This window comes from Sorangium sp. So ce1335 (genome assembly GCF_051521615.1).
Taxonomy (GTDB): Bacteria; Myxococcota_A; Polyangia; order Polyangiales; family Polyangiaceae; genus Sorangium.
This window is the reverse complement of sequence record NZ_CP150363.1, coordinates 4,054,551-4,081,478: the sequence shown is the minus strand read 5'-3', so window position 1 is coordinate 4,081,478 and position 26,928 is coordinate 4,054,551. Positions and strand designations below refer to the sequence as shown.

21 protein-coding genes are annotated in these 26,928 nt (G+C 72.7%); 10 read left to right on the top strand and 11 right to left on the bottom strand.

Annotation, left to right across the window (positions count from 1 at the left end; genetic code table 11):
* Positions 1-14: 14 nt before the first annotated feature.
* Together WMF24_RS15105 and ndk are read right to left on the bottom strand one after the other, a co-directional pair.
* Positions 15-887, bottom strand: a complete 873-nt coding sequence (locus WMF24_RS15105) for a hypothetical protein (protein WP_437737103.1) — start codon at positions 885-887, stop codon at positions 15-17.
* Positions 887-1,321 (bottom strand): nucleoside-diphosphate kinase, encoded by a 435-nt coding sequence (gene ndk / locus WMF24_RS15100; RefSeq protein WP_437737102.1) that lies wholly within the window; start codon positions 1,319-1,321, stop codon positions 887-889. Before ndk ends, WMF24_RS15105 begins: the two co-directional genes overlap by 1 nt.
* Before the next feature lie 322 nt (positions 1,322-1,643).
* On the opposite strand from ndk, the gene WMF24_RS15095 reads away from it, so the two are divergent.
* The 7 genes from WMF24_RS15095 to phoU all read left to right on the top strand — a co-directional run bounded on the left by WMF24_RS15095 (position 1,644) and on the right by phoU (position 8,623).
* Entirely contained in the window at positions 1,644-2,339 is a 696-nt protein-coding gene (locus WMF24_RS15095) for a response regulator (protein WP_437737101.1), read from the top strand.
* Between the two features lie 6 nt (positions 2,340-2,345).
* Positions 2,346-3,830, top strand: coding sequence for an ATP-binding protein (locus WMF24_RS15090; RefSeq protein ID WP_437737100.1), 1,485 nt, complete (start codon positions 2,346-2,348; stop codon positions 3,828-3,830).
* 93 nt (positions 3,831-3,923) lie between these two features.
* The gene (pstS, locus tag WMF24_RS15085; protein WP_437737099.1) at positions 3,924-5,033 is read left to right on the top strand and encodes a phosphate ABC transporter substrate-binding protein PstS; all 1,110 of its coding nucleotides are present in this window, start codon (positions 3,924-3,926) and stop codon (positions 5,031-5,033) included.
* A gap of 100 nt (positions 5,034-5,133) precedes the next feature.
* Positions 5,134-6,096, top strand: coding sequence for a phosphate ABC transporter permease subunit PstC (pstC, locus tag WMF24_RS15080; RefSeq protein WP_437737098.1), 963 nt, complete (start codon positions 5,134-5,136; stop codon positions 6,094-6,096).
* Positions 6,093-7,004, top strand: a complete 912-nt coding sequence (gene pstA / locus WMF24_RS15075) for a phosphate ABC transporter permease PstA (protein WP_437737097.1) — start codon at positions 6,093-6,095, stop codon at positions 7,002-7,004. Before pstC ends, pstA begins: the two co-directional genes overlap by 4 nt.
* Positions 7,005-7,013: 9 nt before the next feature.
* A complete protein-coding gene (pstB, locus tag WMF24_RS15070; protein ID WP_437737096.1) occupies positions 7,014-7,874 on the top strand; it encodes a phosphate ABC transporter ATP-binding protein PstB in 861 nt (286 codons plus the stop codon).
* 17 nt (positions 7,875-7,891) lie between these two features.
* A complete protein-coding gene (phoU, locus tag WMF24_RS15065) occupies positions 7,892-8,623 on the top strand; it encodes a phosphate signaling complex protein PhoU (RefSeq protein WP_437737095.1) in 732 nt (243 codons plus the stop codon).
* 129 nt (positions 8,624-8,752) lie between these two features.
* On the opposite strand, the gene WMF24_RS15060 is transcribed toward phoU, so the two are convergent.
* The 4 genes from WMF24_RS15060 to WMF24_RS15045 form a co-directional block, all read right to left on the bottom strand.
* Positions 8,753-9,247 (bottom strand): molybdenum cofactor biosynthesis protein MoaE, encoded by a 495-nt coding sequence (locus WMF24_RS15060; RefSeq protein ID WP_437737094.1) that lies wholly within the window; start codon positions 9,245-9,247, stop codon positions 8,753-8,755.
* A complete protein-coding gene (gene moaC, locus WMF24_RS15055; RefSeq protein WP_437737093.1) occupies positions 9,244-9,783 on the bottom strand; it encodes a cyclic pyranopterin monophosphate synthase MoaC in 540 nt (179 codons plus the stop codon). Before moaC ends, WMF24_RS15060 begins: the two co-directional genes overlap by 4 nt.
* Positions 9,784-9,873: 90 nt before the next feature.
* Complete coding sequence (moaA, locus tag WMF24_RS15050; RefSeq protein WP_437737092.1) at positions 9,874-10,992, bottom strand: GTP 3',8-cyclase MoaA; 1,119 nt, start codon at positions 10,990-10,992, stop codon at positions 9,874-9,876.
* A gap of 20 nt (positions 10,993-11,012) precedes the next feature.
* Positions 11,013-11,264 carry a MoaD/ThiS family protein gene (locus WMF24_RS15045; protein WP_434047350.1) on the bottom strand — a complete coding sequence of 84 codons (252 nt, stop codon included), beginning with the start codon at positions 11,262-11,264 and terminating at the stop codon, positions 11,013-11,015.
* 126 nt (positions 11,265-11,390) lie between these two features.
* On the opposite strand from WMF24_RS15045, the gene WMF24_RS15040 reads away from it, so the two are divergent.
* Complete coding sequence (locus tag WMF24_RS15040; RefSeq protein WP_437737091.1) at positions 11,391-14,933, top strand: protein kinase domain-containing protein; 3,543 nt, start codon at positions 11,391-11,393, stop codon at positions 14,931-14,933.
* A 64-nt stretch (positions 14,934-14,997) separates the two neighbouring features.
* Here the strand turns inward: WMF24_RS15040 and WMF24_RS15035 are convergent, their stop codons facing one another.
* Positions 14,998-15,690 carry a hypothetical protein gene (locus WMF24_RS15035; RefSeq protein ID WP_437737090.1) on the bottom strand — a complete coding sequence of 231 codons (693 nt, stop codon included), beginning with the start codon at positions 15,688-15,690 and terminating at the stop codon, positions 14,998-15,000.
* A 349-nt stretch (positions 15,691-16,039) separates the two neighbouring features.
* Between WMF24_RS15035 and WMF24_RS15030 the strand changes: the two genes are divergently transcribed.
* Complete coding sequence (locus tag WMF24_RS15030; protein ID WP_437737089.1) at positions 16,040-18,034, top strand: PAS domain S-box protein; 1,995 nt, start codon at positions 16,040-16,042, stop codon at positions 18,032-18,034.
* A 79-nt stretch (positions 18,035-18,113) separates the two neighbouring features.
* Here WMF24_RS15030 and WMF24_RS15025 read toward each other — a convergent pair whose 3' ends face one another.
* From WMF24_RS15025 to WMF24_RS15015, 3 genes are all read right to left on the bottom strand, one after another.
* Positions 18,114-21,713: a protein kinase domain-containing protein gene (locus WMF24_RS15025; RefSeq protein WP_437737088.1), complete on the bottom strand. Its 3,600-nt coding sequence runs from the start codon at positions 21,711-21,713 to the stop codon at positions 18,114-18,116.
* Between the two features lie 369 nt (positions 21,714-22,082).
* Positions 22,083-22,964, bottom strand: a complete 882-nt coding sequence (locus WMF24_RS15020) for a fibro-slime domain-containing protein (protein ID WP_437737087.1) — start codon at positions 22,962-22,964, stop codon at positions 22,083-22,085.
* Positions 22,965-23,171: 207 nt separating this feature from the next.
* On the bottom strand, positions 23,172-23,999 hold the full coding sequence (locus tag WMF24_RS15015) for a hypothetical protein (protein ID WP_437737086.1): 828 nt from the start codon (positions 23,997-23,999) through the stop codon (positions 23,172-23,174).
* Between the two features lie 117 nt (positions 24,000-24,116).
* Here WMF24_RS15015 and WMF24_RS15010 point away from each other — a divergent pair, with 117 nt between their 5' ends.
* Positions 24,117-24,884 carry a hypothetical protein gene (locus WMF24_RS15010; protein WP_437737085.1) on the top strand — a complete coding sequence of 256 codons (768 nt, stop codon included), beginning with the start codon at positions 24,117-24,119 and terminating at the stop codon, positions 24,882-24,884.
* A gap of 154 nt (positions 24,885-25,038) precedes the next feature.
* Here the strand turns inward: WMF24_RS15010 and WMF24_RS15005 are convergent, their stop codons facing one another.
* Positions 25,039-26,874 carry a L,D-transpeptidase gene (locus WMF24_RS15005; RefSeq protein ID WP_437737084.1) on the bottom strand — a complete coding sequence of 612 codons (1,836 nt, stop codon included), beginning with the start codon at positions 26,872-26,874 and terminating at the stop codon, positions 25,039-25,041.
* Positions 26,875-26,928 lie beyond the last annotated feature (54 nt).

Here is a 26,928-nt window from a genome sequence, read left to right as displayed (position 1 = left end):
CCACCGGCACCGCGTCAGAACGTCATCGTGACGGCGCGGCCGCCGGCCGCCTCGGCGAGCTCGATGTGCGCGCGCCGCGCGACGACGCGGGCCACGGCGACGGCGCGCTCGCCGCCGTCGCGCACCACCACGTCCAGCGAGACCGCCGGCGCCGCGTCACCCGCGCTGCGCTGCGCGATCCGCACCGTCGAGCGCCCGTCCGCGAGGCGAAACACCGAGACATGAGGGCTCGCGACGCCGGCGGCGCTGACCATGCCGACGGCGAGCTCCATGAGCCCGCTCACGGCGCGCACGTCGCCCTCCACCTCGTTGGCGCGGCCGTCCGATGAGGCGACCGAGATGGCGATGACCGGCCGCCCCTCGGTCGGCGAGGCGCTCCAGTTGCGGAGCACGTCGATGAGATCGAGCGGCGTCGGCCGCAGCTCGAGGGTCGCCATCACGAGCTCGGACAGGCGCAGCGAGCCGCTCAGCTCCCGGGCCGCCCGGCGCACCGACGCCTCGAGCGCGAGCCGCTGCCGCGCGTCGACGCCGCCGCGCTCGCCGCGACCGGCGCCGCGCAGCGGGGCGCGCCCCGGCGCGGCCCCGGCGGCGGCGCGCGACAGCTCGTCCGTGAGGCGCGCGGCCTCGACGCTGGCGTGGTCGAGCGCGGCGCACGCGGCGTCGGCCGCCGCGATGTCGCCCGCCTCGACGAAGCCGTCGCGGACCGCCGCAGAGAGGCTGCCGAGGGCCGCGAGGAGCGCCGTGCACCCCTCGCACACCTCGGGGAGCGCGAGCGCGACCCCGCGCGGCCCGACGCGGCGCGAGCCGAGCAGGTGCGCGAAGCTCTCGATGCCTGCAGCGCCGTCGCGCGCCGCGCCGAGCGCAGCCGCGAGCCGCTCGCCGAGCATCAGGCCGTCGCGCTCGGAGCGACCTCGTAACCCGCGAAGAAGTAGGCGATCTCCCGCGCCGCGGTCGACGTCTTGTCGGAGCCGTGGACCGCGTTCTCGCCCACGCTCGCCCCGAAGAGCTTGCGGATCGTCCCCTCCGCCGCCTTCGCCGGGTCGGTCGCGCCGATGACCTCGCGGTACTTCGCGACCGCGTCCTCGCGCTCGAGCGCCATCACGAGGATGGGGCTGCGCGACATGAACTCCACGAGCTCGCCGAAGAAGCCGCGGCCCCGGTGCTCGGCGTAGAAGCCCTCCGCCTCCGCGCGCGTCAGGTGGATGCGCTTCATCGCTTTGATCGTGAAGCCCTCCTTCTCCAGGCGGGCGATGATCGCGCCGGCCGTGTTCTTTTCCATCGCATCAGGCTTGATGATTGAGAGGGTTCGCTCGAGGGCCATGGGCGGCCCAGTTAGGCGAAAACTCTGAGATTTGCAAGCGTCACGCGCGCCGTCCGACCGGGCGACGGCCGCGCCGCCGCGCTCCGGGCGCGCCGGCCGCCACAACGTCGCTTCCGTCCGTCTGCAGCCGCGCTCCACAGCCAGCTCCATCCGTCCGCCCACCGGCCCGTCCGTTCCCCTTCCCTTTCCCTGCGCGCCTCTCCCCGCTCTCCTCGCCCTCTCTCTTTGCCGCTTGCTCGCCGCAATTCCGTGTCGCGGGGGCGACGCGCGGCACGCGCGATCGCCATCAAGCTGACACAATGCGCTGCTACACCCATCCGCCATGCCGAGCCACGTGCTCATCGTCGAGGACGAGCGCGACCTTCAGCGCGTCCTCACCTATAACTTTCGTCAAGCTGGGTTCGATGTGGTGTCCGCCGGGAGCGGGGAGACGGCGCTCCGGGCGGTCAAGGAGGAGCGGTTCGATCTCGTCCTCCTCGACCTGATGCTCCCCGACATGTCGGGCACCGAGATCTGCCGCCGCCTCAAGCAGAACCCGCAGACCTCGGCGGTCCCCGTCATCATGGTCACGGCCAAGGGCGAGGAGATCGACCGCATCGTCGGCTTCGAGCTCGGGGCGGACGACTACGTGGTCAAGCCGTTCAGCGTGCGGGAGCTCATCCTTCGCGCGCGGGCGATCCTGAAGCGGGCCGAGAGCCCCGCGTCGGCCCCGGAGAAGTTCGACTTCGGGATCCTGCGGGTCGACCGCGCAGCGCACCGGGCGTGGGTGCAGGAGAACGAGATCGCGCTGACGGCGCTCGAGTTCCGCCTGCTGATGATGCTCTACGATCGCCGGGGCCGCGTGCTCTCGCGCGATCTCCTGCTCGACGAGGTGTGGGGGTCGCACGTCGACGTCACCGCGCGCAACGTCGACACCCACGTGAAGCGCGTGCGCGAGAAGCTCGGGGCCGCGGGCGACTACATCGAGACCGTGCGCGGCGTCGGCTACCGCTTCCGCGCCGAGCCCGAGGCCGCGTAGGGCGCCATGCGCGCGCTGAGGCGGGTGGGGATCGGCGCGAAGCTCGTGGCGGCGACGGTGCTCGTCCTGCTCGTCGCGGGCGTGCCGATCGAGCGCCTCGCCGCGCGCGACATGGAGGCGGCGCTCGTCGCGGAGCACAGCCCGCGCGCCGCCGTGGACGCGGCCGTCTGGCGCTCGCGGCGCACCCTGCTGGTCGGCATGGGCGCCGTCATCGTCGTCGCCATCTCGGTCGGCGCGGCCACCACCTTTTTCATCACCCGCCCCATCCGGAAGCTGACCCGCTTCGCGCTCGCCATGTCCGAGGGCGACCTGACCACGCGCGCGCCCCTGCGCGGCTCGGGCGAGCTCCGCCAGCTCGCGCACGCGCTGAACCACCTCACGGGCGAGCTCTCCCGCTCCATCGCCGAGGCCCGGACGGAGCGCGACCTGCTCGCGGGCATCCTCGACGGCATGAGCGAGGGCGTGCTCGTGCTCGACCGCGACGGGCGCATCCTCCTCGCCAACCGGGCGCTGCGCGGGATGGCCTCCCTCGGCGAGGACGCGCTCGGCCGATCGGTCATCGAGGCGACCCGCAACGCGCGGCTGACCGAGGCGATCCAGCTCGCGGGCAAGCGGGACGAGCCGGTCGACGTGGAGGTCGAGCTCGGGCGGACGCTGCCGCGGCGGCTCCTCGTGCGCGTTTCGCGCCGGAAGAGCCCGGCGCACGCGCGCGACGCGCACGACGCCCGCGGCGCGGACCTCGACGGCCCCTCGGCCGAGCCGGGGCTGATCGCGGTGTTCCACGACGTCACGGATCTCCGCCGGCTGGAGACGATCCGGACCGACTTCGTCGCCAACGTGTCCCACGAGCTGCGGACCCCGGTCACCGCGATCAGCACCGCCGCCGAGACGCTGCAGCTCGGCGCGCTCGAGGACCCGCAGGAGGCCGCCGAGTTCGTCGACGTGATCGATCGGCACGCGAAGCGCCTCCGCCACCTCGTCGACGACCTGCTCGATCTCTCGAAGATCGAGGCGAAGAACTTCCGCCTCTCGCTGGCGGACCTCGACGTCGCCCCCGCCATCGAGCACGTCACGCACCTGCTCGGCGAGTCGGCGCGCCGGCGCCGGGTCAACGTGACGGTCGACGCCGCCGCCCTCCCGCCCGCGCGCTGCGACCGCCGCGCGCTCGAGCAGGTGCTCATGAACCTGCTCGACAACGCCATCAAGTACGCGGGCGAGGGCGCCCACGTCACGGTGAAGGCGCGCTCCGTCGACCAGCAGGTGACGATCGCCGTCGCCGACGACGGCCCCGGCATCCCCCCCCACCACCTGGGCCGAATCTTCGAGCGGTTTTACCGTGTGGACGCCGGCCGCTCGCGCGACCTCGGCGGCACGGGGCTCGGCCTCGCGATCGTGAAGCACCTCGTCGAGCTGATGAACGGCTCGATCGAGGTCGAGAGCGCCATCGGCCGCGGCACCCAGTTCACCGTGCGCCTCGCGCGCGCGGCGTGAGCTTGCAAACCTGAAAGTCAGGAAAGACCGGTACTCGCCGTTCCACCCTGCTGTCACGCGCCTGTCACAGAACTCGATTACGCCTGACGTTGCATGGCTCGAATTCTGCTCACCCTGGCGATGTTGATCCTGACCGCTGCATGCGGTCGCTCCGATGCCCCCCAGGACACCGGCTCGCTCCCCGGCTCGAACAAGAACGCCGCGCCGCAGCCGACCGCCGACGGGGAAGTCGCGCTCACCGGTGCGGGGGCGACGTTCCCGTACCCACTTTATGCCAAGTGGATCTCCGAGTTCCAGAAAGCCAACCAGAAGGTCAAGATCAACTACCAGTCGATCGGCTCCGGTGGCGGGATCCGGCAGATCACCGAGCGGACCGTCGACTTCGGTGCCACCGACGCCCCGATGACCGAGGAGCAGCTCGCGAAGGCGACCGGCATCCTCCACCTGCCGACGTGCCTCGGCGCGGTCGTGCTGACCTACAACCTCGAGGGCGTCCCGTCGGGCCTGAAGCTCACGCCGGACGCCGCCGCGCACATCTTCCTCGGCAAGATCAAGAAGTGGAACGATCCGGCCATCCAGGAGGAGAACCCGGACGTGAAGCTCCCCGACAAGGAGATCGCGACGGTCCACCGCTCGGACGGCAGCGGCACCACGAAGATCTTCGTCGACTACCTGAGCGCGATCAGCCCGGAGTGGAAGAGCGGCCCCGGGACCGGGACCAGCGTCAACTGGCCGGGCGGCCTCGGCGCGAAGGGCAACGACGGCGTCTCGGCCCTCATCTCGAGCACCCCCGCCTCCATCGGCTACATCGAGCTCGCGTACGCGATCCAGAACAAGCTCACGTTCGCGTCGCTGCGGAACAAGAGCGGCAAGTTCGTCGCCCCGTCGCTCGAGAGCACGACCGCCGCGGGCGCCGGCGCCGCCGCCAGGATGCCTGACGATCTGCGGATCTCGCTCGTGGACGCCGAGGGCGAGGACGCGTACCCCATCGCCGGCTTCACCTACATCCTCGCGTACCAGGAGCAGAAGGATCTCGCGAAGGGCAAGGTGCTGGCCCGGTTCATGAAATGGGCCACGCAGGACGGCCAGAAGTTCACGAACGACCTCCACTACGCGCCGCTGCCCGCGGCCGTCGTGGAGAAGGTCAACGCGAAGCTCGCCGCGCTGGTGGGCCCCGACGGCAAGCCCCTGCTCACCCCGTAGCAACCCCGAAGGAAGGCCCGCGCGCGGCGCGAGCGGCGGTTCCGCCGGGCGCCCGCGCCGCGGTGCGCGCAGGTAGGTCATGAGCACTGTAGAAGTCCCGATGCAACAAGCTGCCTCGTCGACGACAGCGGGCGACGTGGCGCGGGGGGCGCGCGGTGCAGACCGCGCGTTCCGCGCGATCTTGACGCTGTTCGGCCTGACGGTGCTCGCGGTGCCCCTGCTGATGGTGCTGGAGCTCGTCCGGTCCTCGCGGCTCGCGATCGACAAGTTCGGCCTCGGGTTCCTCACCGGGACGGTGTGGGACCCGGCGCGCGAGCAGTTCGGCGCGCTCCCGTTCATCTACGGCACGATCGTCACCTCGCTGATCGCCATCGCGCTCGCGGTGCCCGTCTCGCTCGGGCTCGCGATCTTCCTGTCGGATCTGGCCCCCCACCGCATCCGCAAGCCGCTCGGCTTCATGGTCGAGCTGCTCGCGGCCATCCCGAGCGTCGTCTACGGCTTCTGGGGCATCGCCATGCTCCGCCCGTGGCTCCGGGACACCGTCGAGCCGGTCCTCATCAAGTACCTCGGCTTCCTGCCCCTCTTCGAGGGCCCGCCGCTCGGCTTCGGCATGTTCGCCGCGGGCGTCGTCCTCGCGATCATGATCGTCCCCACGATCACCTCGGTGTCGCGCGAGGTGATGCTGGCGGTCCCCCAGCTCCACCGCGAGGCCGCTGTCGGCCTGGGCGCTTCTGCCTGGGACACGATCCGCTACGCGGTCCTGCCGTCCGCGCGCTCGGGCATCATCGGGGCGGTCATCCTCGGGCTGAACCGGGCGCTCGGCGAGACCATGGCGGTCACCATGATGATCGGCAACGTCCCGAAGGTGAGCGCCTCGATCTTGCACCCCGGGTATTCGATGTCGAGCGTCATCGCCAACGAGTTCGTCGAGGCGACGAGCGACATGTACGTGTCGGCGCTCTCCAAGATCGCGCTGCTCCTCTTCGGGGTCGCCCTCGTCCTCAACCTCTTCGCCCGGTGGCTCGTGAGCTCGACGAAGAGCAAGCTGGAGCGGCGCGCATGAGCAACGAGGCCCCTCCCCCCTTTGCCAGGCCGTCCAGCGCCCCGCGACGCACGCTGCTCGCGCCCACGCCCGGCGAGCGCCTGCGCCGCGCGCGCGGCTACTTCTTCGAAGGGCTCTGCGTCGCGAGCGCCGTCGTCGTCCTGGTCCCGCTGTTCCTCATCTTCGTCTACGTCGTGAGCAAGGGCCTCGGCGGGCTCTCCCTCGACTTCTTCACCCAGCTCCCGAAGCCGGTTGGCGAGTCGCCGAGCGGCATGGGCAACGCGGTCGTCGGCACGCTCCTCTTGATCGCCATCGGCTCCTGCATCGGGCTCCCGACGGGCATCCTCGCCGGCATCTACCTGGCGGAGGTCGGGCGGGGAAAGCTCGCGAGCGCCATCCGGTTCATCGCGGACGTCCTCGGCGGCGTCCCCTCGATCACGATCGGCGTGTTCGTCTACGCGCTCGTCGTCGTCACGATGAAGCGCTTCTCCGCGCTCGCCGGCGGCGTCGCGCTCGCGATCGTGATGCTCCCGACGGTGACGCGCACGACGGAGGAGCTGCTCAAGCTCGTGCCCGCGCACCTGCGCGAGGCGTCGCTCGCCCTCGGCGTCCCTGAATGGCGCACGAGCCTCTTCGTCGTGCTCCGGACGGCCTCTCCCGGCATCGGCACCGGCGTCATGCTCGCCGTGGCCCGCATCGCCGGCGAGACAGCGCCGGTGCTCCTCACCGCGCTGGGCTCGCAGTACTGGAGCCTCGCCATCGACCGCCCCATCGCCTCGCTGCCCGTGCAGATCTGGCGCAACGCGACGTCGCCCTACCCCCAGTGGCAACAGGAGGCCTGGACGGGCGCTCTTGTGCTGATCGCCATCGTGTTCTTCCTGAATCTGCTCGCTCGCATCGTCACGTCCCGGAGCGTCAAGGCGCGTTAAAGGCAATCGATGAGCTCGTTCGACTCACCGCACAATGCACAGATCGGCCAGCGTCGCAGAGCGCTCGAGGTCAACGGGGTCGACGGACAGCCCGTCGACCCCGGAACCGAGTCGCCGCCAGCGAAGATCAGCGTCACCCGGCTGAACGCATATTTTCACAAGTTCCACGCAATCCACGACATCACGTTGGACATCCCGGATGGCCACGTGACCGCCGTCATCGGGCCGTCCGGTTGTGGCAAGTCGACGTTCCTGCGCTGCCTCAACCGGATGCACGAGCAGGTGCCCGGGGCCACGGCGAAGGGCTCCGTCATGATCGACGGGGTGAACATCTACGACAAGGCCGTTGACCCGGTGCGTCTGCGGCGCCGCGTCGGCATGGTGTTCCAGAAGCCCAACCCCTTTCCCACCATGTCGATCCGCGAGAATGTCCTCGCCGGACACAAGCTGAACGGCGTGTCCGTGAAGGACCCGACCGGGCTCGTGGAGAAATGCCTGCGCCAGGTCGCGCTCTGGGACGAGGTGAAGGACAAGCTCGACCAGTCGGGTCTCTCGCTCTCCGGCGGCCAGCAGCAGCGGCTCTGCATCGCGCGCGTGCTCGCCGTCGAGCCCGAGGTCATCCTGCTCGACGAGCCGTGCTCAGCGCTCGATCCGATCGCCACCGCGCGCATCGAAGAGCTCATCGACGAGCTGAAACAGCGCTATACTTGCGTGCTCGTCACACACAACATGCAGCAGGCCGCGCGGTGCTCCGACTACACGGCTTTCTTCTACATGGGGGATCTGGTGGAGTTCGACAGGACCGAGACAATCTTCACCAACCCGAAGGAAAGCAAGACGGAAGACTACGTCACCGGTAAGTTCGGCTGAGGGGAGCGGGGAGATTCATGCCGACGTCGCACACGAGCAAGGTCTACGAGCACGAGCTACGCACGCTTCGAGAGAAGCTGTTGCTGATGGGCAGCCTTGTCGAGGAGATGATCCAGAAGGCCTCGACCGCCCTCGCGACGCGCGACACGGGCCTCGCCAAGGCGACGATACGGCTCGACCGTCGGATCAACAGCCTGGAGTGCGAGGTCGACGAGCTCTGCATGAGGATCCTCGCGACGCGCCAGCCCGTCGCCTCCGATCTGCGCTTCGTCACCACGGCGCTCAAGATCGTCACCGATCTGGAGCGCATCGGCGACCTCGTGGTCAACGTCTGCGAGCGCGTGCAGGAGCTCAACGAGGAGGCGCCGCTCGCGCCGGCCGGGGAGCTGCAGGGCCTGTCCGACGAGGCCATCGAGGTGGTGCACGAGGCGCTCGACGCGCTCGTCGCCCGCGACTGGGAGCGCGCGAAGGAGCTCCTCTCGCGCGACGACGTGATCGACGAGCACTACGCCCGTATCTTCCAGGACGTGCTTCAGACGATGAGCCGCGACCCGAGCACCGTGTACAGGGCCACGCGCATCCAGTCGATCGCGAAGTACCTGGAGCGCATCGCCGATCACGCGATGAACATCGCGGAGTCGGTCGTGTTCCTCGTGAAGGGGACGGACATCCGGCACAACAACCGCCTGAGGGAGAACGATCCGCTCTCCACGCGGCCGCCGCCGCCGGCGGGCCTGCGGGCGCGCTAGAGCAACAAACGGGTTGAACCCGCCTGGAACGAGCAGAACCTGGAACCGCCAAGACGCCAAGGCATTGTCTTCTTCTTGGCGTCCTCGGCGCCTTGGCGGTTGATTTCTCGCTGCCTCATCGTCGTTGTTCTAGACGCCCGCGCCCCCCGGCGGCGCCGCGCCGCCGGGGCCGTGCGCGTGCCCGTGGTGCTCCTCGTGCTCGCCGCCGCAGCGGGCGTCCTCCCAGCCGACCCAGTAAGGCCCGTCCGGGCCGTGCTCGCGCTTCCAGATCGGCAGGCGCGCCTTGATGCGATCGATGAGCAGGCGGCACCCGCGGAAGGCCTCGCCCCGGTGCGGCGCGCTCGCGGCGCAGGCCACGGCGACGTCGCCGATCTGGAGCGCGCCGACCCGGTGCGTCGCGGCGACGCGCACGCCGGGGATCTCCGCGGCGATCTCGGCCAGGATCCGCTCGAGCTCGGCCTCGGCCATCGTCCCGTAGGCCTCGTACTCGAGCAGCGTGACCGACCGGCCGTCGTTCACGTCGCGGACCACGCCGAGGAACGTGGCGATGCCGCCCGCGCCCGGGTGGGACACGGCGGCGATGAGCTCGTCGAGGCGGAGCGGCTCGGTGCGGATGCGGCTCACGGCGCGCTCCTCTGGAAGTGGCCGGAGCGGCCCCCGCTCTTCTCGAGGAGCTTGATCTCCGAGATCACCATCTCGCGGTCGATCCCCTTCAGCATGTCGTAGATCGTCAGGCACGCGGCGCTCACCGCGACCATCGCCTCCATCTCGACCCCGGTGCGATCGAGCGCCTCCGCGGCCGCCGTCACGCGGATCTCGGCGGAGGGCTCGTCCACGTCGAGCTCGACCGCGACGTGCGTGAGCGCGATCCCGTGGCAGAGCGGGATGAGCTCCGGCGTGCGCTTCGCCGCCATGATCCCCGCGATCCGCGCCGCGGCCAGCACGTCGCCCTTCGGGGCGTCGGCGCGCGCGACCCGCGCGATCGTCTCGGGGCGCATCCGCACGGCGCCCGAGGCGACGGCGCGGCGGTGCGTGACCGGCTTGCCTTCGACGGGCACCATGCGGGCCTCGCCGCTCGGGGAGAGGTGGGTCGAGAGCGCCTGGCCCTCGCCGGGGGAATCGCCGGGGGAACTGCCGGGTGGATCGATGGTTCGCGACATCGAGCGGGAATCTGACACGGCAGCCCGCGGGACCGGTAGCCGAACCGTGCCCCGGAGCCGCGCCGGCCAGCCGCAGCGTCAGCCGCCGCCTCAGCCGCCAATGGCGCGGATCGACACCGAGGACGCCGTCTCCTCGGTGCACCCCTTCCAGACGGTGCCGTCCGGCTTGAGGCGCCACGCCTCGTCGAGGCGCTCGCGGATCGCCGCCCTGTCGCCAGCCTTCGCCTCGCGCGAGGCGTCGACCCCATCGTCCGTGGCGAGGCACGGGCGGAGCACGCCCGTCGACGAGACGCGCAGGCGGTCGCAGCTCTCGCAGAACGTGTCGCTCGTCCCCGTGATGAACCCGACGCGGAGCGACGGGTCGTGGCGGGCCCGGACGTACCGGGCCGGGCCGAGCCCCGGCTCGGTGACCGCCTCCTCCGGGAGGAGGTGCTCGGCGAGCCGCGCCCGCATCTCGGCCGCGGTGACGAGGTGATCGCCGACGAGGCGGGCGCCCTCGGCGATCGGCATGACCTCGAGGAAGCGCGGGACCATCCGCCGCTCCCACGCCCAGAGCGCGAGCGGCTCGATCTCGTCGTCGTTCACCCCGCGCAGGACGACCGTGTTCAGCTTGATGGACGAGAAGCCCGCCGCGAGCGCGGCGTCGAGCCCCTCCAGCACGCGGGCGAGATCACCGCCGCGCGTCACCTCGCGGAAACGCGCTGGATCGAGGGTGTCGATCGAGACGTTCAGGCGGTGCAGCCCGGCGTCGCGCAGCGGCCGCGCGAGCCGCGCGAGCTGCGACGCGTTCGTCGTGAGCGCCAGATCGTCGAAGCCGAGCGAGGCGAGGCACGCGACGATGGAGACGATGTCGGGGTGGAGCAGCGGCTCGCCGCCCGTCAGGCGGACCCGCCTGACGCCGGCGTCGCGCAGCGCCTCGAACATGGTGCGCCAGGCGGGCGTCATGAGCCGGCCGTCGGCGTAGCCGTCGTGGCGCGACGGGCGGCAGTAGGTGCACGCGAAGTCGCACCGGTCCGTGACCGAGATGCGCACGCTCCGCGGCGGGGGCATCGCGCGCGCGCCGGGCGCGGGGACAGCGCCGTCCCGGTACGGGATCACGCCGGCGCGTCGCGCGGCCTCGCCGCCGCCGATGAGCGGCAGCGAGCGACGCCGCAGGGCCGATGCGTCTGCCGAGGCGGGCGCCGGATCGAGGCCAATCGAAGATGCCATGCGGTCTCTCGCGGGTCTCCCTAGCCGCCCGCCACAGGTGGGATGAGCGCCACCTCGTCGCCGAAACCTACAGGATCGCTCGGCGTCGCATACACACCGTTCACCGCCACCCGGATCGAGCCTTTGTAGGGGGTGAGCCCAGGATATCGGGCGCAGACGTGATCCAGGAGCTCCGCCGCCGTACAGGGGCCAGCGAGCGGCAGCGCGACCTCTCCGGCGCCGAGGACATCTCTCGCGCCTGCGAACGCGAGCACGCGAACGGCGGCATCCATGTCGGGGAACCTAGCATCGCTGCGCTTCCGCGACACGACGAACCGCGCCCGGCGCCCCCGGGTCGCCCCCGCGAGATGAGCCTACCGGGCCCGGCCGGCACGGCTATCATCGGACCGCTCACCGCCATGTCCGAAGAAGGCTTTCTACCGGGCACCATCCTGGCCGGTCGCTATCAGGTTCGCCGCGAGCTGGGTCGCGGCGGCATGGGCGTCGTCTATCTCTGCCGCGATCTCGTGATCGACGAGCGCGTCGCGGTGAAGCTGCTCGACCGATCGGGCACGGCCGCGCGCCCCGAGGACGCCTGGTGGTTCCAGGAGGAGGCCCGGGCGCTCGCCGGGCTCTCGCACCCGGCGCTCGTGAAGGCCCGCGACTTCGGGGCGCTCGCGAACGGGACGCCGTACCTCGTGATGGACGCCGTCCCGGGGCGGTCGCTGCACGAGTGGCTCTACCTCGCGCGGCTCGAGAACCCCCTGCCCTGGCCGATCATCTGGAGCGTGATCGACCAGGTCCTCGGCGCGCTCGCGCACGCGCACGCGCGCGGCGTGATCCACGGCGATCTGAAGCCCTCGAACGTCCTCGTCGACCTGCAGCACGGCGGCGAGCCGCCGCTCGTCCACGTGCTCGACCTCGGGCTCGCGTGGCTCATCAAGGACCGGGTCGATCACCGGCTCGACGGCTCCAGGGAGAGCGAGCCGACGGTGCGCTGGGGCGCGGGCACCCCGGGCTGGATGGCGCCCGAGCAGATCCGCTTCGCGGCGCCCCACGTCGGGCCGCCGACGGACCTCTACGCGCTCGGCTGCATCCTCTACGCGCTGCTCGCCGGCGGCGAGGTCTACGACGGCACGAACGAGGAGCTGCTCCAGCAGCACCGCAGCGCGCCGATCCCGGATCTGCCGCTGCCGCCGGAGGTGCCGGGCGACGTCGCGAAGTTCGCGAAGCGGCTGCTCGCGAAGCGGCCGTGGCACCGGTTCGACTTCGCCGGCGACGCGCGGCGGGTGTGGAAGCGGTTCGAGCCGCGCACCGACGTGAGCGTCGTCGCGACGCCGCTGCCGATCGCGCTCCTCACGACCGGCCGGCTGCCCCCGAGCCGAAAGGAGCTGCTCACGCCCGAGCTGATCGAGCCTCCAGACGACGACCCGCCGCCGTCCGTGACGACCACCGGCCTGCTCGCCCTTCGGCCAAGCCCGTTCGTGGCGCGCACCGGCGAGCGGGCGCGGCTCATGGAGGTCGTCGCCGAGATGGTCGACGCGCCGAAGCCGATGCACAGGTTCGTCCTGCTCGCGGGCGAGGCCGGCGTCGGCAAGAGCCGGCTGGCCGAGTGGCTCTGCGAGGAGGTGCACGAGCGCGCGCTCATGGTGCCGCTCCGCGCGCGCTACCGGCGGATCGCGGCGCCGCTCGACGGCGTGCTCGGCGCGGTGACCCAGCACTACCGGCTGGAGCGGGCCGAGCGCGAGATCGTCGAGAAGGTGCTGATGAACCTCTGGGAGGTCTCGCCCGAGGACGAGGTCGGCAAGACCTGGGTCGCCGCGACCGCCGAGTGGATCAAGCCGTCGCCCCCGGGCAGCGAGGCGGTCGGCCCGACGGGGAAGCGCTTCCGCCTGGATCGCCCGGAGCTCCGCTGGCTGATCATCCGCAAGACGCTGGAGCGGATCGGCCGCGACCGGCCGGTGCTGCTCTGGCTCGACGACCTGCACTACGCCTCGTCGACGACGTTCGAGGGGCTCCTCACGCTCCACCGGGACGCGCCGAACCTCGGCCTGCTCATCGTGGCGACCGTGCGGAGCGAGGCGGTCGAGTGCGACCCGCCGGCGGCGCGGCGGCTGGAGGGGGCGCTCGCGGCGTACGGCGGGGAGCGGCTCGACGTCGCCCCGCTGAACCCGACGCAGACGCACGCGCTGCTCCGCGAGACGCTGCCGCTCGACGACGCGGCGGCCGAGGCGGCGACGGCGCGGAGCAAGGGCAACCCGCTGTTCGCGCTGCAGCTCTTGCACGCGTGGGCGGGCGGCGGCCACCTCCAGCTCCGCGCGGGCAAGTACTTCGTGCCGCGCGGGTCCATGGCCGTGCAGGCGTCGACCACCGCGGACCTCTGGGAGGAGCGGCTCGCGGCGCTCCCCGCCGAGCTCCGGTGCGGCGCGCGCGCGGCGGCGGCGCTCGGCGGCGACATCCGGCGCGAGATCCTGCGCGCGCTGCTCGAGACGCTGGACGTCCCGGCGGATCGCGCGATCGCGGCGATGCAGCGCGCGCAGATCCTCCTCGCCGTGGGCGACCGGCTGCGCTGGCCGCACGCGCTGCTCCAGGAGCACCTGCTCTCGCAGCTCGTCCTCGAGCCGGACGCGGCGCGCGTCTTCCGCGCCGCCGCCGACGCGCTCGGTGCGCACCCGGCGGCGTCGAGCCGCCGCATCCTCCGTCACCGGGTCGTCAACCTGCTGCGCGCCGGCGACACCGACGAGGCGGCGGACCTCATGCACGCGCACGTGGCGGCGCACTGGCAGAGCTCGCGCGACATCTCCGCGACGCTGCGCGATCTCGCGGTGCTCGACGGCAAGCTGCCCGGCAGCGACTCGCGCCCGGGGCTCCGGGGCGGCGTGGAGGTGCGGCCCATCCTGACAGGGACGCGGCTCGGGACGCAGCTGCGATTCCGGTCCGAGGCGCTCCGGCTCGCGGGCCGCCTCGACGAGGCGCGGCGCGACGCGGAGGAGGCGCGGCGCATCTTCGAGCACGCCGGCGACCGGGAGAACCAGGCGCACTGCCTGCGCCTGCTCGGGCACATCGCGTCGGACGTCGGCGCGGAGGCGCAGGGGCGGCGGCTCGTGGCGCGCGCGCACGCGATCTTCGACGAGATCGGCCACCGCCACGGGCAGGCGCAGTGCGAGGTGCTGCTCGGCGAGATCGACTACCAGCTCGGCGAGCACACGCGGGCGCGCGCTGTGCTCGCCTCGGGGGAGGCGCGGTTCCTCGAGGTCGGCGATCGGCTCGGCCGGGCGCAGTGCCTGCTGCTCCAGAGCATGGTCGAGCAGGCGGGCGCGCTCTCCGAGGCGGCGCGGGAGCTGCTCACGACGGCGCGCGCGGACTTCGACGCGATCGGCTACCGGCTCGGGCTCGCGCAGTGCGACCTGACGCTCTCGCACGTGGATCACCGCCTCGGGCGCTTCGAGGCGGCGCGCGTGGGCGCGCTCGCGGCGCGGCAGAGCTTCCGCGACCTCGCGAACCCGCGCGGAGAGGCGGGGTGCGAGCGGCTCCTCTCGATGGTGGCGCTCGACGCCGGCGCGCCGGAGCTCGCCGAGGAGCACGCGCTCGCGGCCGGCAGGATCTACGAGACGCTGGCGGATCCGTGGGGGCTCGTCGAGGCGCGGCTGCTCTTCGCGCAGATCGCGCTCCACCGCGGGGACGCGGAGCAGGCGCGGGAGCACCTCATGGCGTGCGAGGCGGTGGCGCTCGCCGAGGCCGAGCCGCGGCAGCACCGGCACCTGACGCTCGCGTGGCTCGCGTACCACGAGGGGCGGTTCCACGAGGCGGCGCGGGAGCTCGACGCGGCGCGGGCGTCCTTCAAGGACAGCCGGACGGGGGACCACACGCCGCAGCTCCTCGAGCGGTTCGCGCGCATGGGGTGGCCCAAGCCGGCGGGGGCGCGGATCAGCGGCTGGATGCGGACGCTGGCGCTGGCCTGAGATAGCCACGGCTGGCGAGGGGGGTGATCCGCGCGGCTGCTGGCGCTGTCGGGGGGAGCGACATCTACATCGGCAGCCAGAAGTCGGGGCCGAAGAGGCGGCGGGCGGCCTCGATCGTGCGCAGGGCACGGGGGAGGTCGAGCTTCGCCTGGTGCTCGGCGAGCTGGACGACGTAAGGGATCCAGAGCGGGCGGCAGACGACGAGCGCGGCGAGGTGGAACTCGGCCTCGTCGGTCTGACCGAGATCCGTGGCGACACGCGCGAGGATGGTGTGCACAGGGACCGGCGAGCCGAGCGGCGCGATCGCCGTCGCGCAACGACGAACTTCCTCGGCGGCCTGCTCGCTGGGGTGACGCCGGAACTCCTGGAATGCCTCCTCGAGCTCGTGCTCGTCGCTGACCTGCTCGGGCAGGTGCTGCGCCACGAGCTTCTTCCAGTGCTCGACGAACGGCAGCGCCGCGAGCGCGGCCGAGCGATCGGCGTGCGCGACGAGCAGATCGGCCTCCTTCCAGTCGCCCGCCTCGCGCGCGAACTCCAGGCCGGAGACGACGCGCGCCTCCTCGTGAAGCCCGGGCTCCTTCGTCAGGAGCCACCGCTGCCAGTACAGCGCGCCCCGGAAGGCCACGCGCGCGAGCGGCTCCTTGCCCTCGGAGCGGATCCGCAACGCCACGTCGATGAGCGCGCTCTTGTGCCGCTGCACGTCCTCGACGACGAGGCTCGCCGGCCAGGCACAGAGCCCACACGCCTCGGAGATCATCGCGGGCCCCTCACGCCGCGCGCCGGACGCCCGAGAGCAGGCCGTGCAGAAGCAAACCTCCCCGACACGAGCCAACGCTACCACGACGCGCGCGACGGGTGACAGGGCAGAGGACGGCAGTGACGACACACGGCAGACAGATGGGAGGCAGCCAACAGCGCGCGATGCGCGACGCGCGCGCGAGCAGCAGGCGCATCGGCCTCGATCTCCAACGAGGCTTCCTGCACAATGGGCCGTTGCGGCAGCGACCGAGCGGTGGGGACGGCGGCCGCTCGAGGTGCTGATTGGCAATCGAGGTCGAGAGGACAACCCGACAGCGTGGCGCTCCTGACGGTGGAAGGCGCCGACCATGAGCCAGCGAGATCTCCACCGCGCCGCGTTCCAGGCGGCCGAGGACGCGCTCCTCCTCCTCGAGAACGGCCGCGTGATCGACGCCAACCCGAGCGCGACGCGGCTGTTCTCGGGGCCCGCGCAGGAGCTCCTCGGGCGCGAGCTCGCCGACATCTCGCCGCTCCTCCAGCCCGACGGGAAGCCGTCCGCGGACGGGCTGAAGCAGAAGATCGAGGCCGCGAACCGCGGCGAACCGCAGCGGTTCCGCTGGCTCTACAGGCGACCGGGCGGGGGCTTCGTCCAGGCCGATACGCAGCTCGCGCGGCTCGCCCTCCCGGACGGCGCCGGGCCGGTCCTGCGCGCCGTCGTGCGCGAGGAGGACAACGAGCAGCGACGGCTCTACGCGCTCGCGATCGACATGCTCGGCATCGCCACGCTCGACGGGCGCTTCAAGGAGCTCAGCCCCTCGTGGGAACGCGCGCTCGGCTTCAGCCGACAGGAGCTGATGGCGCGGCCGTACGTCGACTTCATCCACCCCGAGGACAAGGCGCGCACCCTCTCGGAGACCGATACGTTCTCGACGGGCGCGCAGACGCTGACTTACGAGAACCGCTTCCTCTGCAAGGACGGGTCGTACAGGTGGCTCGAGTGGAACGCGATGCTCGCGCTCGACGAGGGGCTCGTCTACTTCGTCGCCCGCGACGTGACGCGGCGCAAGAGCGCGGAGCTTGCGCTCCGCGAGTCCGAGGCGAAGCTGCGGGCGCTCTACGAGGGCATCCCGCACTTCCTGATCGTCGCCGACGAGGACGCGCGGATCGTCTCCGTGAACCGGCCGTCTCCGGCGGACCCGAAGGAGGGGGTCCTCGGCCGGAGCGTCTACGATTTCATGCCGCCGGAGTCCCACGACATGGCGAGGCAGGCGTTCCAGACCGTGCTCAGGACCGGCGGGCGGGCGCGCTACGAGATGATCGGCATCGAGCCGAGCGGGGAACGGGCGTGGTACGCGAACCACGTCAGCACGATCCCGGGCGCCGGCGAGTCCACGAACCTGCTCATCGTCGCGGAGGACATCACCGATCGCCGGCGCGCGGAGGAGCAGCGCCGGGCGAGCGAGGCGCGGTTCCACGCGGCGGTCGAGGCGAGCATGGACGCCTTCCTCACGATGACCTCCCGGCGCGACGAGCGCGACGAGGTCGCCGACTTCGTGGTCACCGGGCTGAACGCGCGCGCCGCGGCGATGCTCTCGATGCCGCGCGAGGAGCTCCTCGGGCAGCGCCTGTCGGAGCTCGGTCACTCGATCGAGGCCGGCGTCCTCCTCGACAGGTGCCTGCGCGTCGTTCGGAGGGGGGCGCCGCACGAGGAGGAGGTCCTCCTGCCAGCGCCGCCCGGCGAGGCGTCGCGCCCGGGCGCCTGGGTGCACCACCAGATCGTGCCGATCCAGGACGGCGTGGCCGTGACGATGCGGGACACCACCGATCGCAAGCGGCTCGAGGACCAGCTCCGCCAGTCGATCGATCGCCTCGAGGCGTACGCGGAGGAGCTCGAGGGAAAGAACCGGATGCTCGCCGAGGAGAACGCCGAGCGCGAGCGGACCGCGGGCGTCCTGCGCCAGCAGCAGGAGGCCATCCGCGCGCTCTCGACGCCGATCATCCAGGCGTGGGAGGGCGTCCTCGTGCTGCCGATCATCGGCGCGCTCGACAGCGGCCGGGCCACGCAGATCATGGAGAAGCTGCTCGGCGAGATCGTCCGCACGCAGGCGCACTTCGCCGTGCTCGATCTGACCGGCGTGGTGGACGTGGACGCGCCGACCGTCGACCACCTGCTCCAGGTCGCCCGCGCCGCGAGCCTGCTCGGCAGCCGCTGCCTGATCTCCGGCATCTCGCCGAGGGTCGCGCAGGCGATCGTGGAGCTCGGCAGCGACGCGCGGACGTTCGAGACGTTCGCCGAGCTCGAGGACGCCCTGCGCCACGCCCTGCTCGTGTCAGGCGCCCGGCTGCCGCGCGGCAAGCGTTGACGCCGCGCGCGGCGCCGGGGCGCGGCGCGCGGTGGACGCGCCTCGGCGCAGCGCGCGGCGCCGGGGCGCCGGCCGGGCCCTACGCCTCGTCGGCCTCGCACTCCTCGCGCAGCTCCCGGGCGCGCGCCGCGTGGCGCGTCGCCTCGTCGGCCTCGCCGATCGCGGCGGCGTACGTCGCGGCGCGGGCGTAGGCCGCCGCCGCCGCCCGCAGATCGCCGCCGCGATCGTAGTGGTGGGCGCGCAGGGCGGCGCCCTCGTCGCCCGGCGCGCGGAGCTCGAGCCAGTCCGCGACGAGCAGGTGGATGCGCCGCCGGATCTTGAGGCTCAGCATCTCGTACGCGACGTCGCACGTCGCCTGCTCCGCGAAGACGTACTCGCGCTCGCCCGGGAACGTCGCGGGCGAGCGCAGCCGGATGAGCTGGCGCTCGCACAGGCGCGCGAGCAGCTCGGCGGTGGACGCGCCGCCCCCGTGACGCACCGAGAACGGCGGGTCGAGATCCTGGAGCTCCGCGAGGATGCGCTCGCTCGACATCGGCGAGCGCGCCTGCGGGGCGTCGTTCCGGAGCCGCTCGACCGCGCCCTCCCAGAAGGTCCGGCCGACGACCGCGGCCTGCGCGAGGACCCCGCGCGCGTCGGCGTCGAGCCGGTCGATGCGCGCCTGGACGACGCCGTGCACCGTCGGCGGCAGGCTCAGCGCGCCGACCGCGTCCTCGCGCACGCGCCACGCGCCCCCCTCGGCCTCGATGGCGCCCGCGTCCACGAGGAGCTGGAGCATCTCTTCGACGGTGCGCGGGTTGCCCTCGGCGCGCTCGGCGAGCGCGCGCACGAGCTCGGGGCTCAGCTCGGGGACGCCGCGGAGCCGATCGCGGACCATCTCCTCCGCGTGACGGCGCGCGAGCGGGTTCGCGTCGACGCGGACGTGGGCCTCCTTCGCGACGCCCCAGTCCGGGCGGCGCTCGTAGAGCTCGGGGCGCGCCGTGCACACGACGCAGAGCGGCAGCCCGTCGGCGTGCGCCACGAGCTCCTCGAGGAGATCGAGCGTCGCGTCGTCGGCCCACTGCAGGTCGTCGCAGACGATCACGATCGGCGTCCGCTCGAGCGCGAACCTCACGAGGTGCGCGAGCGCGGACGCGATCCGGCGCCTCGCCAGGACGCTGCCGCGCGCCGCCGTGTCGAGGAGCCCGGCCGGCGCAGGCCGCGCGCCCAGGATGGCCGCCAGCCGGGCGAGGATGTCCTCGAGGTCGCTCGATCCGAGCGGCCTCGCCAGCGACGGCGAGGGATCGAGCTCGTCGTCGTCCTCGTACTGCACGGCGCCGGGCCCCCTGCGGCCGCTCACGGTCGAGCTGATCGGCCCGCGCAAGGGGACGGCAGACGCTCGGGTCACGACGGGCGACGCGCCCCCGAGCGCGGCGGCCCGGGTCCCCGCGCCGGCGGCCTCGCGCTCGGCGCGGGTCCGGGCGCGCGCGGCGCGCAGCCGGAGCCAGCGCAGCCCGCGCCGCAGCTTGCGCAGGATGACCTGGGCGGGATCGGCCTCGTGGATCCCGAACCACCGGCGGAGCACGGCGCCGGTGAGCCCGTAGCTCGTCTCCCGCGCGAGGGCCGAGCACTGCGCCGAGAGGACGACCGGCCCCCCGGGCGGCGCGGCGGCGAGGCCGCGCTCGGAGCCGGGCGCGCCGCGCCCCTGCCCGCCGCGCGCTGGCCCGTCGCCGCCGCCGAGGCTCGCGGCGAGCTCGGCGAGCATCCGCGTCCGGCCCACGCCCGGCGCGCCGACGAGCGTGACGAGCCGCGGCCGCCGCTCGTGGAAGGCGGTCTCGACGAGATCGCACAGGCGCTGCATCTCCGCGCCGCGCCCGACGAGGCGCGTCGCGAGGCCGTGGAAGTCGGGCGGCGCGAACGCGTGATGGATCGGCCCCTCGCCGAGCACGCGGTACATCGGCGGCGCCCCGCCGCGCGCGGGGGGCTCGGGCGCGGCGCGGCCCGCGCCGGCGAGCCCCTCGAACGGCTCGACCCGGAAGCGCCCGAGGACGAGGCGGTGGGTGTCGCGGCCGATCACGATCGCGCCGCGCGGCGCGATCTGCTGGAGGCGCGCGGCCCCGTCGACGGCGTCGCCGACCACGGCGAGGTCCTGGCGCGCCGAGCCCCCGGTGCCCACGAAGACCCGCCCCGTCGTGATCCCGAACCGCACCGAGAGGCGGACCGAGCGCGCCGCGCGCGGCAGCGTGAGCTTCGGGATCGCGGCCTGCGCGCCGAGCGCCGCGACGATCGCGCGCTCGGCGTCGTTGTCGGTCGAGCGGGGGACGCCGAAGACGGCCATGACGCGGCCGCCGATGGGCCGCTCGACGATGCCGTGCATCTGCTCGACGTGCTCCGCGAGCACCTGGTAGCAGCGGTCGACGACGTCCTTGACGTCCTCGGGATCGAGCCGCGACGAGAGCGCTGTCGCCTCGGAGAGATCGGCGAAGAGGACGGTGCAGATCCGGTGCTCTCCGCCCTCGAACGGCACGACGGTCCGGCCCCGCAGCGCGCCGCGATCGGGGCCCACGGTCCCCCGCACCCCGCTGCTCTCCGGCGCCCACCGCGGCGGCGACGGCGGCGGCAGCGACGGCGGCCGCGGCGACGGCGGCGGCAGCGACAGCGACGGCGGCGGGGGCAGCGGCGGCACGTGGACGGCGGCGAAGTCGAGCAGCCCGTCGGGGTCGTCGTCGCTGCCGACGGGGCTGAAGGCGGGCGCGCGCAGCGTGTCGCGCGCCACGACGACCACGCTGGCGCGCTGGGCGGCCTCCAGGGCGGCCCACATCTCGCCGAGGTTGTGGAACCGCTGCGACGGGTGGATGGCGAGGGCGCGGCCGAGGACCGCCTCGACGTCGACGCTCGCGTTCACCCCGCGGGCGCGGAGGCTCGGCCGGATCGCCTCGTCGCTCGACGCGACGAAGAGCTGGATGACGTCGGCGCCGCAGAGCGCAGGCTGACCGCTGGCGACCTCGATGAGGATGAGCGCCATCGCGTAGACGTCGGTCCAGGGCCCTGTGGCGCCGAACCGCGGGCTGAACTGCTCCGGCGCGCCGTACTGCGGGGTGAAGGCGCGGAAGGTTCGTCCCGTCTGGACGAGCGCCTCGGCGAACTTCGGTGTCTCGGAGAAGACCTTGGCGAGGCCGAAGTCGAGCACCTTCATGCGATCGCCGAGCAGGAACAGGTTGGCCGGCTTGACGTCGCGGTGCGAGACGTTCCCCTCGTGGGCGACGGTCAGCGCGGAGGCGACCGGCGCGAGGAGCTTGATCGCGTCGCCGAGGCTCCGCGGCGGGAGGTTCTCGGCGCGGCGGCGCTTGAGGTCCTGCTCCAGCGTCTCGCCCTCGAGCCACTCCATGACGATGTACGGGGTCCACGGCCCCTTCGGCGCGGCGGCGGCGCCGATGTCGAGCGCCTGGACGATGCCCATCGTCCGGCGCGAGAGCTGGTGGAGCAGGCGCGCCTCCTCGCGGAACTTGGCGAGGAAGCCGTCCTGCTGGTCGGGGCTCAGGCCCGTCGGGATCTTGAGGCATTTGACGGCGACGGGCGCGTCGAAGCCGAGGTGGCGGGCCCTGTAGACGACGCCGAACGCTCCCTCGCCCGCCAGCGCCTCGACGGCGAACTGGCCGTCGATGATCGACCCTACCCAGCCAAACGGGTCGCTGGCCTGCATCGTTACCTAGGCTACCTGTTGCGACGAACCACGAGCAAGGAGGCAACGGCGGCAACGGCCGCCGTCGAGGGGATGTGCGGGGCGGGGGCGCGCGTGGGGCCCCGCCGAACTCGCAAAGGCCGCTCGTGCCTCCCTCGCTGCGCGAGGGAGACACGAGCGGCAGGATGTGCTCGAACAGCGGCCCGTCCCCACGCGCGCCCCCGCCCCGCACATCCCCTCGACGGCGGCTCCAGGGGGAAAGGGGGCGGTCGGCGTGAGCCGCTGGGGGAGATCCGTCGCGGTGAGGGCGACGCGGTGGAGATGGGAGGACGGTGGGGAGATGGGGGGCGCTATGGGCCTGCGTCGCGCCGGGTCAGCGGACGACCGAGCTCAGTTGACGACGGGGGTGAAGCAACCGATCGACGTGTCGATGCGGAAGTTCGACTCGGTCGTGTGGCGCTCGGCGAAGAAGAAGTCGAGCGTGTAGCTGTTGCCCGGCGTGATGCCGAACTCCTCAGCGCGCGCGTCGAGGTCGATGGTCGCGGTCTCCGGCCTGTGAACACCGCCAAGATCGATCGCGAGGTGGCCGTTGATGAAGGTGAAGAGGTCGTCGTCGCCCGAGAAGGTGAACACCTCGCCACCCTCGTATTCAAACTTGGTGCGGAGCTCGAGCGTGAAGTGGTAGTTGTGGAGCCGCTCCTCGTTGCCAAACCCCATGTCGTCGATCGGGAAGAAATCGGAGCTGTCGTACGTGGACGTGCCATCCCCGTTGTCGGCGAGCGGGATCGATATCTGGACGGCGGTGTTCACGTCGGGCACGTCGCGGAACCACTGATCGAAGGCCTCCTTGCCGGTCGTGGTCCGCGTGCCCTCGACGTCGCCCGCATACACCGGCTTGCCGTCCGCGCCGAGCAGAGCCTCCACGAAGCCCCGGTCCTCCCCGAACCGGCCCGCCTCGAAATCAGGGTGCGTGTCCTTGAAGTCGCGGACGATCGCGATGAGATCGCTGCCACAGGCGTCGCCCGAGCCCGGGTCGCCGCCCGAGCTCGAGCTACCCCCGATGTCGCCGAAAGAAGGGTCCTCCCCGAAGTCGCCGCCGCTCGTCGTCCCGCCGCTCGTCGTCCCGTCGCCGCCGCTCGTCGTCCCGTCGCCGCCGCTCGGCGTCCCGGCGCCGTCGGAGCCAGCGTCGCCGTTCCCCTGTGCACATGCGGTCGCCGCCACGAGGGCCACGAGCGCCGATACCGCCACCACCATCCGCCGATAAGCCATCATGTCTTGCCCCTTTTCCCGGCCGCCAGAAGCCATCGAATCCGCATGGGACGCCGTCGGAGGCCCCACGTCGCCAGCGTCCTCCCCCGTGGGCAGTGGTGGGTCGAACGGGTCAAAAATTCTTCGACAAAGAACGCTCGGCGTCCCCGGCCGGCAACCCCGGAGACACGCTGCATCAGGAGCAGAAAGTTCAAGCGCGTCTGAAGCCCGTCACGGCCTTTCGACGCCGCGCGACGTGCCGCTCCGCGCAGGGACTCCGTAAAAGTAGTACCCCTTACCCCACAGCGGGAATCGGTACGTGCCGTACTCCCAGGTGAACCTGTCGCCGAGCGGGGCGACCATCTCCCGCAGCTCGGCCTCGGAGTAGACGCGCAGCGTGCTCACCACGCCGTCCCACACGCTGGCCGCGGCGGCGATCGGCGTCGCCCACGTGAGCCACGCCTTGGCGGCCCGGGAGCGGCGCGTGAGCAGCGGGTTCGCGGCGAGCGCGGCCACGCCGACCGGGACCATCGGCAAGAAGCCGAGCGGCGTCCGCTCGAACCCCTCGGACAGGAAGATGCCGGACGAGCCGCGCGCCGCGTCCGCCAGGATGGCCCGCGCGAGCTCGGGAGAGAAGTGGTGGAAGGCGTTGATCATCAGCCGCGCGCGGCCCTCGGCGAGCGCCGGCGGGATGCGCGTCGCGTCCACCGGCGAGGGCTCGAAGGCGACGAACGCCGGGTGCCGCGCCGCCGCCGCCGCCCACGCCTCGGGCTGCGGCAGGAGATCCGTGAGAACGAACCGCGGCGGCGTCGCGCCCGCGCGCAGCAGCTCGCCGATGAGCACCTCCGACGGCCCGGCCGCGCCCGCGCCGAGCTCGATCACCTCGGTCGCCCCCGAGGCGGCAAGGAAGCGCCGGAACGGCTCTATCAGGCCGCGCAGCATGCCGCCCCACCGGATCGTCCGGCTGAGCGACTCGATGATGAGCTCGCGCAGCGGGCCTGGCGACCACGGCGAGTCGTTCCACTCGAACAGCGAGAGGCGAGGAAGGGAGCGCGGCATCGGTTGGTCGTGGGCCTGGGGTCGGCTCGTCGTCAGCTGCCGTCGGTTGGCGTCAGCCACCGTCGGTCACGGCAACTTACCGTCGACCGCCGCGGGTGGCGGCGCCATTCTGCACGCATGAACTTCCTGCTTCATCGCCACCTCGCGGCGCGCGACCTCGGCTCGGTCGCGGCTGGCGCGGGGGCGATGCTCCCGGACCTCTGGCGCATGGCCGACCGGCGCGTGAGGCCCGCGCGGGCAGCCGATCGCCCCGCCGCGCCGCCGTCTCGCCTCGCCGAGGTGCTGGCCGGCATCGATCACCACGTCGCCCTCGACCGCTGGTTCCACGCCGCGCCCGTCTTCGTCGAGGGCGAGCGCCGCCTCGCCGCCGCGCTGCGCGGCGCCTCGATCGGCGCGCCGCGGCTCCCGCTGTTCGCCCACGTGCTCTGGGAGATGTGCCTCGACGGCGCCCTGTTGCGCCGCACCGGGCTCGCGCCCGTCCTCGACGCCCTCCGCGCCGGTCTCGCCGCCATCGACGGCGCCCCCAGCGAGGCCGCCGCGTCCCTCCACCACTTCGACCGGCGCGCCCCCTCCCCTGCCGGCGCGCCCTCCGATGCCCTCTCCTCCGCCGGGGCCCCCTCGCCCGCCGCCCTCGCCGACCGCGCCGCCTTCGAGGCGCGGCTCCGGCGCATCTGCGACGACCTCGCGCGCGGCCCCTGGGTCGCCGGCTACCAGGACGGCGCCGGCCTCGCGCAGCGCCTCGCTGGCGTGCGTTCGCGCTTCGGCATGCTCCCGTTCACGCCGGAGCAGCACGACCGCCTCGCCGCCCTCCTCGACGGCCTCGCCGGCCCCGCCGACGACGCGCTCGACGACCTCCTCCGCACAGCGCCCCCCGGCGCCTACTGAATCGCCCCCTCTCTCTCTCTCTCCAGACGGCGATCGCGGCGGTCGCCCGCACAGGAGACGGGCCCAGATCGGCGTTTTCGGCGCGGAGGCGTACTCTTGTACGCCGAGCACCGAAAACGTCGAGATGGGCCCGTATCCGAAGCGGGCGACCGCCTCATTCGTGGATGATGATCGTGGTGCCTTCGCCCATCTCCTCGCCCGTGTTGATGGCGTGCCAGCCGCGCGGCACCTGGGGCTCGGTCCACATGAACACGCGGTGGGCGTCGATCGGCGACAGGTTGATGCAGCCGTGGCTGCGCGGCGTGCCGAAGACGTCGTGCCAGTAGGCCGCGTGGAGCGCGTAGCCGCTCGCGAAGTACTGGATGTACGGCACGTCCTTGAGGGCGTACGTCCCCTCGCCGCGGCGCCGCGTGACGCCGTACTCCCCGTCGCCCTTGCGGGGGACCTTCGCGTCCGCGTCGGGCTTCGCCGCGGCGCCCGGCTTCTTCGCGGAGCGCTCCTTCGAGGGGCCGCCCTTGTCCGGCTTCGCCCCGCGCGACGACGACGGCGCGTCGGCCGTGGTGTCCGCGCGGCCGCCGACGCTCGACGACTCGTTCGAGTCCATCGTCGCCGTGATGTGCTTGTTGCGCATGCGGAAGACGCCCCGCACCGTGGCCGTCGTGGTCTTGGGGTCCCCCATCCCCGCCTGGCCGGTCGAGACGAGCGTGGCGTAGACAGGGCGCTTGCCCTCCCAGAGGACCAGCGTCTGGTGCTGGATCGAGACCTCGATCCACTTCTCGCCCTTCTCCGCGACAGCGGGCCACGCGGACGGCGCGACCGCCAGCCCCACGTCGAGCTGGCTCACGTACCGCTGGTCCTTCGTGCGGTAGTACTTCACCCCCTCGATCCGGCGCATCCTGCCGGACAGCGAGATGATCTCGCGGAAGGGCAGCTCCTTGCCCGGCGTGGCCTTGTCGCCCTGGATCTGCACGTCGCGCGCGTTCCGCGCGCGGACGAAGGCGAGCGGCAGCGTGAGCTGATCGTTCAGCTCGACGCCGTGCCAGGGAGAGCCCGTGTCGGGCTTCACCTTCGTCGTCGGAGCGAGCCGCAGATCGGTGGTGATCGCGAACCGCCGGTTCAACGACTCGGGCCCTGTCGGGAACGAGCCGATGAAGGAGAGGCCCGTGAAGCGCCGCGCGCGATCGGCGAACACCGCGTAATCCGGGACCTTGAAGTCGCTGATGTTGCGGATGAGGCGCTTGCCGCCCTCGAGCCAGAACGGGATCGGGTCGTTCTCCCCCTCCCCGCCGAACAGGGCGCCCTCGCCGAGCTCGAGCGAGTTCTTCCCGAGGCCCAGCTCGCCGAGCTGCTTGCCGGGCAGCGGCACGCCGCGCCCGTCGAGCGCCACGTCGTTCGCGCCGAGGACGACCCGCTGCACCGTCGCCTTGTTCTCCTCGAACCACGCGAGGTGCTCGTCGAGCTTGAACTCCGACTTGCGCTGCTCCTCGGCCGTGGGCACGCGCAGGTAGAGCGGCAGCACGGCGCGGACGAACCCGTACCTGTACGGGAGCGCGGTCCTCAGGTTCGGCCCCGGGCCGGCGGCCTTGAGGATGGGATCGTCGAGGTCGAGCGTCGCGTCCTCGCCGACGCAGAGGAAGCCGCGGGGCTCGATCTCGTACCAGCCGCCCGGGCAGCCGGCGGTGCCGGCGGGCTCCGCCGAGCGCGCCACCCTGGAGCCCACGCGCAGGTAGCCGAGCTTCTTCGACGTGTCGCGCGGCTCCTTGTAGACGGTCGCCACGAAGGCGGTCACGCCGAGCAGCGGCTTGTCGCTCGGCGGCTCCGTCGCGGCGAGGACCGGCGCCTCCGCGGCGGTCGCGGGCGCCGCCGCGGCCGCGTCGTCGGCCACGGCCGTGGCCCCGGCGTCCGCCGGCGCGTCCGCGGGCTTCTTGCACGAAAGCGCCCCGCACGCCGCCGCAGACAGCGCCGCGAGGCGCGCGAGACGAGGAATCAAGCGCGCTGCGCGCATCGAGCGCAGCGCACCACGAGGCTTCCCGGAGGACAGCAG

Excerpts from the sequence above, each read along its gene's own strand:
- WMF24_RS15090 (WP_437737100.1), top strand. The coding sequence starts at position 2,346 with ATGCGCGCGCTGAGGCGGGTGGGGATCGGCGCGAAGCTCGTGGCGGCG.
- WMF24_RS15010 (WP_437737085.1), top strand. The coding sequence starts at position 24,117 with ATGAACTTCCTGCTTCATCGCCACCTCGCGGCGCGCGACCTCGGCTCG.
- moaC (WP_437737093.1), bottom strand. The coding sequence starts at position 9,783 with ATGTCGCGAACCATCGATCCACCCGGCAGTTCCCCCGGCGATTCCCCC.
- pstA (WP_437737097.1), top strand. The coding sequence starts at position 6,093 with ATGAGCAACGAGGCCCCTCCCCCCTTTGCCAGGCCGTCCAGCGCCCCG.
- pstB (WP_437737096.1), top strand. The coding sequence starts at position 7,014 with ATGAGCTCGTTCGACTCACCGCACAATGCACAGATCGGCCAGCGTCGC.
- WMF24_RS15095 (WP_437737101.1), top strand. The coding sequence starts at position 1,644 with ATGCCGAGCCACGTGCTCATCGTCGAGGACGAGCGCGACCTTCAGCGC.
- moaA (WP_437737092.1), bottom strand. The coding sequence starts at position 10,992 with ATGGCATCTTCGATTGGCCTCGATCCGGCGCCCGCCTCGGCAGACGCA.
- WMF24_RS15105 (WP_437737103.1), bottom strand. The coding sequence starts at position 887 with ATGCTCGGCGAGCGGCTCGCGGCTGCGCTCGGCGCGGCGCGCGACGGC.
- ndk (WP_437737102.1), bottom strand. The coding sequence starts at position 1,321 with ATGGCCCTCGAGCGAACCCTCTCAATCATCAAGCCTGATGCGATGGAA.
- pstS (WP_437737099.1), top strand. The coding sequence starts at position 3,924 with ATGGCTCGAATTCTGCTCACCCTGGCGATGTTGATCCTGACCGCTGCA.
- WMF24_RS15045 (WP_434047350.1), bottom strand. The coding sequence starts at position 11,264 with ATGGATGCCGCCGTTCGCGTGCTCGCGTTCGCAGGCGCGAGAGATGTC.
- WMF24_RS15015 (WP_437737086.1), bottom strand. The coding sequence starts at position 23,999 with ATGCCGCGCTCCCTTCCTCGCCTCTCGCTGTTCGAGTGGAACGACTCG.
- WMF24_RS15030 (WP_437737089.1), top strand. The coding sequence starts at position 16,040 with ATGAGCCAGCGAGATCTCCACCGCGCCGCGTTCCAGGCGGCCGAGGAC.
- WMF24_RS15020 (WP_437737087.1), bottom strand. The coding sequence starts at position 22,964 with ATGATGGCTTATCGGCGGATGGTGGTGGCGGTATCGGCGCTCGTGGCC.
- WMF24_RS15035 (WP_437737090.1), bottom strand. The coding sequence starts at position 15,690 with ATGATCTCCGAGGCGTGTGGGCTCTGTGCCTGGCCGGCGAGCCTCGTC.
- WMF24_RS15040 (WP_437737091.1), top strand. The coding sequence starts at position 11,391 with ATGTCCGAAGAAGGCTTTCTACCGGGCACCATCCTGGCCGGTCGCTAT.
- WMF24_RS15025 (WP_437737088.1), bottom strand. The coding sequence starts at position 21,713 with ATGCAGGCCAGCGACCCGTTTGGCTGGGTAGGGTCGATCATCGACGGC.
- pstC (WP_437737098.1), top strand. The coding sequence starts at position 5,134 with ATGCAACAAGCTGCCTCGTCGACGACAGCGGGCGACGTGGCGCGGGGG.
- phoU (WP_437737095.1), top strand. The coding sequence starts at position 7,892 with ATGCCGACGTCGCACACGAGCAAGGTCTACGAGCACGAGCTACGCACG.